Origin of the sequence: Citrobacter sp. LUTT5, from assembly GCF_009905315.1 — a bacterium.
Lineage (GTDB): Bacteria > Pseudomonadota > Gammaproteobacteria > Enterobacterales > Enterobacteriaceae > Citrobacter > Citrobacter freundii.
This window is the reverse complement of sequence record NZ_CP047606.1, coordinates 779,382-792,567: the sequence shown is the minus strand read 5'-3', so window position 1 is coordinate 792,567 and position 13,186 is coordinate 779,382. Positions and strand designations below refer to the sequence as shown.

The following is a 13,186-nucleotide window of genomic DNA, read 5'->3' as shown; positions in this document are numbered from 1 at the left end:
AGAAATATCAATAAAACCAATAATAAACAGCACGTTAATCGTGGATATGATTCCGAGTCCGCCACCTTTTCTTTTTTATGCTTCCCTATGAATCCCTATGCGTATGCAATTCAACAGGTTAGCGTAAAAATCTTTCCCGATGCGTTTTGATTTATCCCTACGTATCCGGAAAATTTGGGGTCAGATTACGGGTCGTTCAGTTCGATGAACGATAGAGACCCGTACTATGGCCCTGAATGACAGTAAAATCCGCGCAGCTAAACCCCTCGACAAATCTTACAAACTCACCGACTCGCAAGGTCTGTACCTGACCGTATCCACCAGCGGCGCTAAGCTTTGGTATTTTCGCTATTGCTTCGGCGGCAAAGAAAACCGTCTGGCGTTTGGCGCTTACCCACTGGTGACGCTGGCCGAAGCCCGAGAAAAGCGCGATGCCGCGCGTAAATTGCTGGCGTCCGGTATTTGTCCTTCGCAGATCCGCAAGGCGGATAACGCCGCCGTTGACGAATCCCGCACGTTTACCTTTATCGCCACCGCGTGGCACACCAGTTGCCTTAAGCTCTGGTCGGAAGGTCACGCCGACAAAATCCTCACCTGTCTGAAGCGCTATGTCTTTCCCGATATTGGCGCGATGGATATCGCGAAGATCGAAACCCGTCATCTGGCGCAGCTTGTTAAAGCTATTGACGATAAAGGCGTACACGACGTTGCCGGGCGGGTAAAACAGCATCTGACCAAAATCATGCGCTATGCGGTGCAGCAGGGCGTGATTAAGTACAATCCCGCTTACGATCTGGATGGGGTCGTGACCCCAGGCGTGACCCAACATCACCCCGCCCTGCCCCTGAAACGCCTGCCGGAGCTGCTGGAGAAGGTGGACGGCTACAAAGGCCGCCAGCTGACCCGTCTGGCGCTGGAGCTGAACCTGCACGTCTTCCTGCGCTCCAGCGAACTGCGCCTCGCCCGCTGGGATGAGTTCAACCTGAAAGCTCACATCTGGACGGTGCCTGCAAAACGGGAAGCGGTGAAGAACGTGCGATTTTCCGAGCGTGGCGCAAAGATGAAGGACGAGCATCTGGTGCCGTTATCTGCGCAGGCCGTCACCCTGCTGGAGCAGATTAAGGAAATTACCGGAGAGTCAGTATTTGTCTTTGCGGGTGCGCATTCAATGCACAAGCCCATGAGTGAAAATACCATCAACAAAGCGCTACGGGTAATTGGCTACGACACCAAAACCGAGGTTTGCGGGCATGGTTTCAGAACAATGGCCTGTAGCGCCCTGAATGAATCCGGGCTGTGGTCAAAGGACGCCATTGAGCGACAGATGCGCCGTATGTCGCCACTAAGGTTATTCAGGGTTCCAATCCCGACACCTGATTGTGCAGGTGCGTGCAAAAGATACCGCGATTGATGAACGCCGACAAGAGGGCAGAAACGCAGGAAAGGTGCTCCTCGCTGCCCGACAGCATTTCAGTCAGCTCACCGGGTGTAAAACAGCACAGGAAAAACATTCACGTAACGGATATTAAAATGAAACATATTTTTAAAATAAATAAAACACAATTCACCATTTATTGACAAAAATCATAAAAAAGGACAGGGAGTCGTTTTTAAATGGGACCATCATTTATCAGTGACTTTAATCATTTTCCCGGTAATTCGCAGATGAGTCAGAAGACCAGATAACGCCTGTTGCGATGCCTGCGAAAATGCCCCGTTTTGTTTATTCAGGGAAGCGCTTCGCTTATGTCAACAGGATTACATTTCACGCTGGAAGTGAATGGCCTGGAGCCAGAAACCTTCGCCGTGGTGAGCTTTCTGCTGAAACAGCGTTATTCCTTCCCGTTTACGCTGGAGATGGACGTCGCCAGCGATTCTTTCCGGCAGGCAGCGGAAAACATACTGGAAAAGAACGCCACCCTGACTGTCTGGCAGGGCGATACGCCGCAGCGCCGTATCAGCGGCATTGTCACCCGCTTCGGGATGAAAGAGTACAACGGCTGGCAGATGTGCTACAGCCTGACCATCAACCCTCCCCTGTGGCGCGCCGGGCTGCGACAAAATTTCCGCATCTTCCAGCAGCAGGATATTCAGACGATTTCCGCCACGCTGCTGGAGGAAAATGGCATCACAGGCTGGGAACCTCTGTTTTATGAAGACCACCCGGCGCGGGAATTTTGCGTGCAGTACGGTGAGACCGACCTGGCGTTTCTCACCCGCCTGTGGTCGGAGGAAGGGATTTTCTTTTTTGACTGGCACGTTGCCGACACGCCGTCGCAGACGCTGACGTTGTGCGATGACATGGCCGGGCTGTCCCGCACCGATGAAATCCCCTTTAACCCCAATCCCACGACCACCCTTCTGCCCCTGACTGTCAGTACATTCAGTTACCAGGCACAGATACGCTCCTCTTCGGTGGAAACCCAGGACTACACCTTTAAGGTGCCGGGATGGCCGGCGTATTACGGACGCGACGGCAGGCACCTGAACGGCCAGCGCACGCAGTATGAAGTTTTCGATTATCCGGGACGGTTCAAGGATGAGCAGCACGGGCAGGATTTCGCCCGTTATCAGATGGAAGGCTGGCGCAATAACGCGGAAACCGCCGCCTGCATCAGCAATTCACCGACATTATGGCCGGGCGTCATCTTTACCCTTACCGGGCATCCGGTCAGGGAGCTTAACCGACAATGGCAGGTTGTCAGCAGCGTTCTGACGGGTAAACAGCCGCAGGCGCTGAAAGGCAGCCAGGGGCTGGGGACCACGCTGGATAACCAGTTCGGGGTCATCCCCGCTAACAGGACCTGGCGACCACAGCCGCTGCTGAAGCCGAAAGTGGATGGTCCGCAGAGCGCGATTGTGATGGGGCCGCCGGGAGAGGAAATCTTCTGCGATGAGCATGGCCGGGTGCGGGTGCGGTTTCACTGGGACCGTTACTGTCCGGGGAACGAGGACAGCTCCTGCTGGGTGCGGGTATCGCAGGCATGGGCAGGTGCCGGATTCGGCAATCTCGCCATTCCGCGCGTGGGTCAGGAGGTTATCGTGGACTTCCTCAATGGCGACCCTGACCAGCCGATAATCATGGGACGTACCTATCACCAAGATAACCGTTCACCGGGCAGCCTGCCGGGAACGAAGACGCAGATGACCATCCGCTCAAAAACCTACAAAGGCGATGGTTTTAATGAGCTGCGCTTTGAGGATGCGACGGGGCAGGAGCAGGTTTATATCCATGCGCAGAAGGACATGGATACCGATGTGCTGAATAACCGCACCACCGATGTGACGGCAAACCACCGCGAAACCATCGGCGGCAATCAGCTCATCACCGTGAAGCAGAACCAGATACAGACGGTGGTACAGAATCAGAAAGAGACCGTGGGTCAGAACCAGAGCATTACCGTCGGCCAGAATCAGGCCGAAACGGTGGGCGTGGCGCGGGCGCTGACTGTCGGCGTGGCATACCAGACCACCGTGGGCGGCGTGATGAATACCTCGGTGGCGCTGACGCAGTCCTCACAGGTCGGCATTTATAAATCCCTGCTGGTTGGCAAAGGCTATGACGTCAGCGTGGGGGAAAACGTCACCTTCACGGTGGGCAAAAGCAAAACCGAGAGCACCGGAAAGGTGGCGGTCTATTCCGCCGGGGAACATCTGGAACTTCGCTGCGGACAGGCACGGCTGGTGCTGACGCAGGACGGCAAAATCTTCCTTAACGGTACTGCCATTAATCTCCAGGGCGTCCAGACGCTCAGCGGCGACGCGCTGATGATTAACTGGAACTGCGGCGTGGCGGAAGACCCGCCGGAGGCACCGAAAGAAGACAGCAACAAACCGCCGGATATGCGGCAGTACTGAGTGATATCACCGCAGCAACAGGGCTGTATGTTAAAGAAAAATAAGAAGTTATAAAAAGGACGGGAATATGAGCGGAAAACCGGCGGCACGTCAGGGCGACGGCACCATGAAAGGTGGCCCGATAATCCAGGGCTCGGCGGGCGTGATGATTGGCGCACCCACCGGCGTGGCCTGTTCGGTGTGTCCCGGCGGCATGACCTCCGGCAACCCGGTCAACCCGCTGCTGGGCGCGAAGGTGCTGCCCGGTGAAACCGATATCGCGCTACCTGGCCCGCTACCGTTTGTACTTTCCCGCAGCTACAGCAGCTACCGGACGAAAACGCCTGCGCCGGTGGGTATCTTTGGTCCCGGCTGGAAAGCGCCTTTCGATATCCGCTTACAGATACGTGAAGATGAACTGATACTCAATGACAACGGCGGGCGCAGCATTCACTTTGACCCGCTGCTTCCCGGTGAAACGGCGTTCAGCCGCAGCGAATCGTTCTGGCTGGCGCGGGGCGGCGCTCCGGCGCTGCATGAAAGCAATCCACTGCATCGCCTCTGGCAGTCCTTGCCCGACGATATCCGTGTAAGCCCGCATATTTATCTGGCAACCAACAGCGTGCAGGGGCCGTGGTGGATACTGGGCTGGCCTGAGCGCGTTCCTGAACCTGATGAAGCACTGCCCGCCCCGCTGCCGCCGTACCGGGTGCTGACCGCACTGGTGGACAATTTCGGGCGAACAATAACCTTCCACCGCGCCGCATCCGGGGAATTTGCCGGAGATATTAACGGGGTGACCGATGGCGCAGGTCGCCGCTTCCGGCTGGTGCTGACCACCCAGGCACAGCGGGCAGCGCAGGTCCGCAAACAGGCTGCATCCGCAAAACAGCCCCCGGTTCCTGATGTGTTGCCCGCCACGGGGTACGGCGCAGACAACGGTGTTCGCCTGGCGGAAGTGTGGCTGACCCGTGACCCGGAATACCCGGATAATCTGCCTGCGCAGCCGCTGGCGCGTTATGCCTATTCACCGCGCGGAGAACTGGTGGCAGTGTATGACCGCAGTGGCACAGCCGTGCGCAGCTTCACTTATGACGCAAAATATCCGGGACGGATGGTGGCGCACCGCCATACGGACAGGCCGGAAATACACTATCGCTACGATGCTACCGGACGCGTCGTGGAACAGCACAACCCGGCGGGATTAAGTTACGTTTATGCCTATGAAAAAAATGCCGTCACTATCACCGACAGTCTGAACCGCCGTGAGATGCTGCACACCGAAGGTGACGGCGGGCTGAAGCGGGTGGTGAAACAGGAGCGTGCGGACGGCAGCGCCACGCACAGCGAATATGACCCGGCGGGCAGACTGATTGCGCAGACGGATGCGGCGGGTCGTAAAACGGCATACCGCCTGAGTCCCGGCTCCGGTCTGCTGAAAGAAATTATCACACCAGACGGCAGGCGCACTGAATTTTACCACAACAGCCAGCGCCAGCTGACCAGCACGCTGTACCCGGACGGACTGAAAACCCGGCAGGAGTACGACGACCCGGGCAGACTCACCGCCGAAACCGCGCGCGACGGCAGCACGACCCGTTATTTTTATGATGACCCGCGCAGTGAACATCCCTGCGCCACCGAAGACACCACCGGCAGTAAAAAGCAGATGGTATGGAGCCGCTACGGGCAGTTGCTGGAATACACCGACTGCTCCGGCTACCGGACCCGCTATGAATATGACCGTTTCGGGCAACTGACAGCCACACACCAGGAGGAAGGTATCAGCCTGTACCGCGCTTATGATAACCGTGGCAGGCTGGTCGGCCAGCGGGATGCACAGAGCCGCGAGACGCGCTATGAATACAACGCGGCAGGCGACCTGAAGGCGGTCATTTCTCCTGACGGCAGCCGCAGCGAAACCACCTTTGATAACCGGGGCAACGCCATCAGCACCACGCAGGGTGGGCTGACGCGCCGGATGGAATACGATGCTGCAGGCCGCGTTACCACGCTGACTAATGAGAACGGCAGCCACACGGCATTCACTTATGATGTGCTGGGCAGGCTGACGCAGGAAACCGGCTTTGACGGCAGGGTGAAGCGTTACCGTTACAGCGCGACCGGACAGGTTGTGCGCAGCGAGGATGAAAACCTCGTTACCCTGTGGCATTACGACGAATCAGACCGCCTGACATACAGAACTGTGAATGATGAAGAAGCGGAGCGCTGGCAGTATAACGAACGCGGCTGGCTGACAGATATCAGCCACCTCAGCGACGGCCAGCGCGTCGCCGTGCATTACGGTCATGACAACCGGGGTCGTCTTATCAGCGAGCGCCAGACGGTGCACCACCCGGAAACCGGTGAACTGCTGTGGCAGCATGAAACGAAGCAGGACTACAGCGATAAGGGGCTGGCGACCATCACCACCCCCGACCACCTGTCGCCAGTGGAATGGCTCACTTACGGCTCCGGCTATATTGCCGGAATGAAGCTCGGCGACGAGCCGCTGATTGATTTCACCCGCGACCGCCTGCACCGGGAGACCCTGCTCAGCTTCGGTCAGTACGAAAGAACCACGGCGTACACACCAGCGGGTCAGCTACAGAGTTACCATTTTAACAAACCGCAGCTTAATCGTGACTATACCTGGAATGATGCCGGGCAACTTGTCCGTATCAATGGTCAGCATGAACAGCGTGATTATCAGTACAGCGACACCGGGCGACTGGTTAACACGTATATCAAATCCCCGCACCATGACATCACGCAGTGGACGCTCACCGACCCGGCAGGCAACCGGATAGCGGAGCGGGATAAATACCCGATGCTGCCGGAGGTCTGGCACGACAACCGCATCGCCCAGGACGCAGACTACGTCTACCACCACGACGAACATGGCAGGCTGACGGAAAAGGATGAGCGGCGTGTCCGAAATGGCGGCGGCTTCGTCTATTATTACGATTACGATAATCAGCACAGACTCACGCGCTACCGACAGATACATAACGGCAACACACTGACGGAGAGCCGTTATACTTATGACCCGCTCGGTCGTCGCACCGGTAAACGGATATGGACATGTACGGTGTACCATGATGGTTCATGCGCACAACCGGAACTGAAGGAAGCCGTATGGTACGGCTGGAATGGAGACCGTCTGACCACTACGCAGACAGACGTCGCCCGTATCCAGACGGTGTACCAGCCGGGAACATTTACGCCACTCATTCGCATTGAAACCGCTACGGATGAACTGACAAAAGCTATCCGTCGCACGCTGGCGGAAAAACTCCAGCAGGACGCGGGGATGGTGTTTGTGCCGGAGCTGGTGGCGATGCTGGATAGTCTGGAGCGGGAACTGAAAACGAATCAGATAACCGAACAAAGCCAGCAGTGGCTGGCACAGTGCGGGCTGACCGTGGAGCAGATGAAAAATCAGGTGGAGCCGGAGTATACGCCGGTGAGGAAAATTCATCTTTACCACTGCGACCACCGGGGACTGCCGCTGGCGCTGATTGATGTCAGTGGATATATTGCATGGAGTGCGGAGTTTGATGAATGGGGGAATATACTGCGGGAGGATAACCCGAATAATCTGCAACAGCTAATCCGGCTGCCGGGGCAACAGTGGGATAAGGAGACGGGGCTGTACTATAATCGTCACCGGTATCTCGATCCGTTGCAGGGAAGGTATATTACTCAGGATCCGATAGGACTGAGGGGGGGATGGAATCTGTATTCGTATCCACTTAATCCAGTCACAGATACAGATCCTTTGGGGTTAGAAGTTCTTCCTGGTCCGTTCCCCTTCCCACTTCCATTGCCAAAAAGTCCTGCACAACAGGAAGCTGAAGCTAATGCAGCAAAAGCCTTGACAAAATGGTGGAAAAACTTCGGAGATACCATTAGTAATCCACCGCCTCCAGGTAATTGTTCTAATGATTATTATGAGCATCTGAAAAATCAAAAAGAAGCTATTTGCAACCAAAAAAGAAAATGTTATCCGACCGATAGTTGTCAAACCATAATACAGAAAGGTGTGTATGGTCTTGCTTGTGTATCAGCAAGAAATAATATTATGAATCAATGTTTTAATGGAGGTGATTTACGACATCAGCTTGAAAGAGAAACGGCTAGGGGAACTATGATGTCATGCACTACACTGGCTGTAATAAAAGGATGTTTATAAATGAGAAAAGACGAGATCATAGATTATATTCAGAAAACGTTTTCTGAATACCCAGACTATTTGAGAGATGGGGTCGTTGATGAAGATAGCATTACACATTGCTATGACGCTGTAAAACTTTTTTCGGGAAAGAGTTGGATTGAATTAATGGACAGTGATCTTTATCATTCGGAAGATGCTGTCATGTGTATAACTAAACCGGCATTTTCATATTATATTGCCGCCTATTTAAGACTTTTTATTGAAAGCTATTACGAGGCTGATGCTTTAGTGGATACTGTTTTAAATATGCTCACCCCTCCTGTTAGGAATGGTATTCCAAGCACTACATGGATAGGGAAAAATCTTGATTGTTTTAGTTGTAATAAAAAGGTGATTATCGCTTTTACATTCCAGTATTTATGTAATGAATATAGTGATCAAAATGCTGAAAGGGCATTAAAAATATATTGGGGACAGTATCTGAATGAATCATTGCTCATTAAGAATGAACAGTCCCTTAAAAAGAAGGGAAATAAATGTAAATATTCTCAACGGTCAGGAATGTAAAAATATAATTATATAAAAATAAAACCGACGGGAAATCGCATAGAAACAAAGACCCGACAACAATTCGACAACCTGCCAGAGCAGGACCGCCTCTGGCGCTGATTACCCTGAACAGTATCACATGAAGACGTGTAAATGCTATCCTCTGATAGCATGTTTTTGGTGGTTGTGGCTTACCTTGATAGATTTTAGGGGAGATAAAAATGGAGTATGATTTTGATGAGCATTTTTTTCATGACAACTTAATTCATGGCATTATTTTTCATTCAGATACTGGAGAGTTTTCTTCAGATATAGCGCTTGACATTGATTATATAGAAAAATGGATTAAAACAGATAAGGATGAGATATTTTTGTTATTTATCGAGCGTTATTAAAATTCCATGATGTAACCGATTTAAAAAAATTAATTGACTGGGGAAAGAGTAACAATACTTTATTTTCAGGATATGCCGCCGGGATTTATATAAATCGCATCACACGAAAAAAAACTCACTCCCCAATTACAGATAATTATTTTTTATGGGAAGTAGAAACAAACAGTCATGATAGTAACATTTGTTTTGGTGCATCATCTTTTTCCCTGGAAATTATTGGAAGTCAACACACTGTTAATAGACAATTTTTATTACGGAGTGAAAGATAAAAGATAGAGTGATGATAGAGTAGTTGAGTTTGGTAGTGGAGTATAAACGCCCGACGAACTTATCTTGCACTTTCAGTACAATAGAGGATCCTTCCCTCAGTCGGAATCATTCTCCGAAAAAGGTAACAGTTTACACAGCCTGACTACTTACTGAACAGGACAATAATACATGTACAAATATCAGAAATGTTCTATTTAATATACTGAACATGCATCCTTAGCATAGACTCATAGTTCATCAGTAAATCCTTACTGATGTCTATTCCAAATTTATCATATTCTTGATAATTGCTTAGTTCTTCGTACTCCACAATATCATATTTATTTAATAACCAGTAATCAGCAATAATTGATGCCTGCTGTTCCATAGTATAAAAATTAAATGCAGGCTCATCTAATTTGTAGGAATACCAGACGGATGATGTATACGGATCACGAAAAGAAGAATCATATCTGAAATACTGCCAGACAAAAGACATCGCAAAAATAAATAAATGAGGATATTTTACCGAATCATGATGACTTGTATAATCACCAGAAAAATCAGGTCGGTATTCATTCACGCTTAAAAGCACTTTCCCATTTTTAGTGGTAGTGATAACTCTGGGTTGCATTCGGGATTGACTGCTATGACAATATATCTTTACCCTGTCATAGTCGATAATATTCTGAAAGACAGTCTGCGCCAGTTTTATCTCTCCGGGAGTTAGCGACCTGAATAACTCGGTGTCGGATTGGGGGTGTAACGGTAGTTCTACAGACAGATGATGGTTATTCCTCAGGATAGTTTCATTATTATCAAGAGAGGAGTTTCTTAATATACTCTCGCACATAACAACCTCCATTTACTTTACTTCATCATACTCCCAGGAATAAAAAACTCAATAAAAAACATGATACTTGCTTCGCTGTTTATTTTTATCTGTGACATCTATCTTATGGCATCTTCCTTATGAATAATCATTCAGAAAACTGTTAAACGGAAATTGAGCCACACTTACTCAGATCCCCCCAGCGTCACCAGCAGCATCATCGGATCCATTGGCGACGGCTCAAACCCCAGCCGCAGGTAGAACTCTCGCGCCTCATCAGATAGCGCATGAACCAGCATCCCGCGAATGCCGATAGTATCAGCCACCTGAATCACCCGCAGCCCGGCGTCACACACCAGTGCCCGCCCGATGCCCCGACCGCGCAGAGATTGATCCACCGCCAGACACCCAAGCATCACAACCGGAATTGGATCGGGCATATTGCGGCGAAAGCGATCGGGAGCAATGTTTGTCGTCACTGCGCTGGGAGCCAGCGAGTAATACACCAGTACCTTAGAATCGCTGTCGCAGCAAACAAAAGTACGGGATGCGCCAGTGACCTGATTTTGATCTTACCCGCGTAATGTAGACATTAAACATACAACATGCGTAACGCAGATGTCATTACGATAGATATTAAGGGAATCGAACCAGTGCATCGAACCGAGAATATTTTGAACATTTAAACCCACTATTTTGATTTAAAAGCAAAAATACGGGTCTTGCTCAGTGTCTTGACAACTTATCGAAAACAGATTTATGATGAAATACAGTTAAATAGGTTGCTGAATGTTCCCGAGTCCGGGCACCACTATTTAGAAGAACCCGCCTATGGCGGGTTTTTTGCTTTCTGGGGTTCCGGTAGATATCTAGTCGTCCTGGCCACAGTTACCACCACCGGCTTTGTTGAATAAATAAGATTCCGTGCGAACGTTCCTGTAGCGGGTCGGATTATCATTCAACACGCACGCTTTCTGGCATACCTGCCTTCGTCATTTTGTTCAGTGCACGTATCATGGCCAGAGCGTATGCAACCTGACCATCGTAGTCACGTAGTGTCAGTGCACCTCCGAACAACTGTTTTACCCTATACATGGCCGTTTCCGCTATAGCGCGACGGTAATATTCCGTTGTCCATTTCCACCGAGCATTGCTTCCGCTCAGCCGCTGATTAGCAACAGCACGGTTGCGATCCGCATACTCATCTGGCCAGTAACCCGCTCCCTTTAGGGGGGGAATGAGGGCGCTGATTTTCTTACGGCGCAGTTCATCGTGGCATAACAGGGTGTCGTAAGCGCCATCGGCGGTGTTCTTTGCCGTGTTTTTTGACTTTCCATTCGCCTTCACCGAAGACCTTCAGCCTGGTGGAATCAATCACCAGGTGTGCGATTTCACCCCGGGAGGGTGTTTTAAAACTGACATTGACCGACTTTGCACGCTTGCTGATACAAGTGTAATCCGGACAGCGTAGCGGAACGCCCATCAGGGTAAAAATGGTATCAATAAAGCCCTGTGCAGCCCGCAGGGTCAGCCGGAATACGCGTTTAAAAACCAGAACGGTAGTGATGGCAAGGTCAGAATAGCGCTGAGGTCTTCCGCGTGCTGAAGGCGGGGCGGTGTCATACCACGCCTTAATTGTTTCATCGTCCAGCCAGAAAGTCATGGGGCCACGGTTGATAAGCGCTTTGTTATAGGTGTGCCAGTTGGTGATTCTGAACTTCTGCTTTGCCACGGGACTGCCTGCATTGTCAGGGAATATGTGATCTGATCCTTCAACTTAGCAAAAGTTCGATTTATTCAACAAAGCCAATTATATGTGGAAAACTTTTCGATATTAGTTAACTTCCATTATCTTTATTAGAAAAATACGCAACCGGATTCGTTAATTATATTAGTAGTTATGGTAAAAACTGATGCATTTATTTGCACACATCGTAAAGTTTACTGCGTGATATATTTATGGTCGTTGATCATTGTTTTACGCCACGCAGAATATTACGTTACATTCATCTGGCGAATAATATTTGCGATTGTATATTCCCGTTGTTTATGATTTATTTTTGTCATACTGTCCGTAAATAACGGTATAATAGGCACTTATTTTTCCGGATTAAATAAAACTGATACATCAATAAGGATGTTATGTATGAATACCAGGTCAGGGTTATTACTGCTTCTTGTTTCAGGCTCCTTTCTGTTAACCGGGTGTGCCAGGACATCCTCCATTGATGCCAGGAAAACAAAATCAGGTGTACCTCACCAGGAGCAAATTGCTCCCACATCACAACTCACCGATCAGGATGTTTTTGGTAATGAACTAACGCTAGAGATCACCGAGGAAGATATTCAGAATGCAGTGGAGGAGGCTCAGGAGCAATTTACTATCCCCCTGAACTCTGCCGTTGTGCTGATAAAATCGGGTTCGCGCGCACCTGATGCCAGGATGCAACAGGAAATGCAGCGCTACTATCGAGTATCCACCTTCTCCGGTATTCCGGTTGTAAAGAAAAAACGCCCTGTTCAGCCAGTTATACCAGTAAAGGAAACACAGGCTGATACAACCACGGATGGTGATTTTTCAGTGGACCGGAACAGTGTTGTCAATGCCAACTATATGCAGGCGATGAGATATATTGCGGCAAAGGGCAGACAGAAAGCCATCGTGGTTTACTGGGATGAACTGGAAGCGGGAAAATATAATTCAGCGACAAAAGAGGTGGTCTGGAAAAAATACGCAGGTGAAAAACTGTCAGGATCATCACTACGCTATTTGATCCGGTTTGCGCTGGTGGATGTCGCCACCGGGGAATGGGCCACATATTCCCCTGCCAATTTTGAATCGGTGACTGCTCCGTTGATCGTACAAACGGATGTAAAAGCGAAAGCTGATGCAATGACCAGTGAGAAAACGGATATTACAGAGCAACAGATTGTCAGCCTGGAACAAAAAACCTGCCAGATGGTGGTCCGGGACCTGGTAAACCGGTACAGCAATAAAATCTGATCAACACCCATATTCAGGAATATCTGCCGCCGATGATCTACGGCGGCAGCCAACGGTACGAGAATGTCCCGCCTTTCAGCATTCTTATTTGCTCAATACCGGCAATGACCTGCGGATATTTTTTACAAGGAATATCCATGATC

Annotated in this window: 7 protein-coding genes and 2 pseudogenes; 6 read left to right on the top strand and 3 right to left on the bottom strand. The window is 50.3% G+C overall.

Annotated features, from left to right (window positions below; translation table 11 throughout):
• Positions 1-226 precede the first annotated feature (226 nt).
• The 5 genes from GUC46_RS03780 (at position 227) to GUC46_RS03760 (ending at position 8,958) form a co-directional block, all read left to right on the top strand.
• Positions 227-1,411 (top strand): integrase arm-type DNA-binding domain-containing protein, encoded by a 1,185-nt coding sequence (locus GUC46_RS03780; protein WP_236654161.1) that lies wholly within the window; start codon positions 227-229, stop codon positions 1,409-1,411.
• Positions 1,412-1,746: 335 nt separating this feature from the next.
• Positions 1,747-3,858, top strand: a complete 2,112-nt coding sequence (locus GUC46_RS03775) for a type VI secretion system Vgr family protein (RefSeq protein WP_160179779.1) — start codon at positions 1,747-1,749, stop codon at positions 3,856-3,858.
• A gap of 67 nt (positions 3,859-3,925) precedes the next feature.
• Positions 3,926-8,032, top strand: a complete 4,107-nt coding sequence (locus tag GUC46_RS03770; protein ID WP_130715122.1) for an RHS element core protein — start codon at positions 3,926-3,928, stop codon at positions 8,030-8,032.
• Positions 8,033-8,581, top strand: a complete 549-nt coding sequence (locus tag GUC46_RS03765; protein ID WP_130715121.1) for a hypothetical protein — start codon at positions 8,033-8,035, stop codon at positions 8,579-8,581.
• Between the two features lie 203 nt (positions 8,582-8,784).
• Entirely contained in the window at positions 8,785-8,958 is a 174-nt protein-coding gene (locus GUC46_RS03760) for a hypothetical protein (protein ID WP_160179777.1), read from the top strand.
• A gap of 460 nt (positions 8,959-9,418) precedes the next feature.
• On the opposite strand, the gene GUC46_RS23990 is transcribed toward GUC46_RS03760, so the two are convergent.
• The 3 genes and pseudogenes from GUC46_RS23990 to GUC46_RS03745 all read right to left on the bottom strand — a co-directional run bounded on the left by GUC46_RS23990 (position 9,419) and on the right by GUC46_RS03745 (position 11,815).
• The gene (locus GUC46_RS23990; protein ID WP_225990929.1) at positions 9,419-10,060 is read right to left on the bottom strand and encodes a hypothetical protein; all 642 of its coding nucleotides are present in this window, start codon (positions 10,058-10,060) and stop codon (positions 9,419-9,421) included.
• 164 nt (positions 10,061-10,224) lie between these two features.
• Positions 10,225-10,608: pseudogene (locus GUC46_RS03750) on the bottom strand (GNAT family N-acetyltransferase); the annotation flags it as partial.
• Between the two features lie 385 nt (positions 10,609-10,993).
• Positions 10,994-11,815: pseudogene (locus GUC46_RS03745) on the bottom strand (IS5 family transposase).
• Positions 11,816-12,185: 370 nt separating this feature from the next.
• Between GUC46_RS03745 and GUC46_RS03740 the strand changes: the two are divergent.
• The gene (locus tag GUC46_RS03740; RefSeq protein WP_044713779.1) at positions 12,186-13,043 is read left to right on the top strand and encodes a hypothetical protein; all 858 of its coding nucleotides are present in this window, start codon (positions 12,186-12,188) and stop codon (positions 13,041-13,043) included.
• Positions 13,044-13,186 lie beyond the last annotated feature (143 nt).

Excerpts from the sequence above, each read along its gene's own strand:
- GUC46_RS03780 (WP_236654161.1), top strand. The coding sequence starts at position 227 with ATGGCCCTGAATGACAGTAAAATCCGCGCAGCTAAACCCCTCGACAAA.
- GUC46_RS03775 (WP_160179779.1), top strand. The coding sequence starts at position 1,747 with ATGTCAACAGGATTACATTTCACGCTGGAAGTGAATGGCCTGGAGCCA.
- GUC46_RS03770 (WP_130715122.1), top strand. The coding sequence starts at position 3,926 with ATGAGCGGAAAACCGGCGGCACGTCAGGGCGACGGCACCATGAAAGGT.
- GUC46_RS03765 (WP_130715121.1), top strand. The coding sequence starts at position 8,033 with ATGAGAAAAGACGAGATCATAGATTATATTCAGAAAACGTTTTCTGAA.
- GUC46_RS03760 (WP_160179777.1), top strand. The coding sequence starts at position 8,785 with ATGGAGTATGATTTTGATGAGCATTTTTTTCATGACAACTTAATTCAT.
- GUC46_RS23990 (WP_225990929.1), bottom strand. The coding sequence starts at position 10,060 with ATGTGCGAGAGTATATTAAGAAACTCCTCTCTTGATAATAATGAAACT.
- GUC46_RS03740 (WP_044713779.1), top strand. The coding sequence starts at position 12,186 with ATGAATACCAGGTCAGGGTTATTACTGCTTCTTGTTTCAGGCTCCTTT.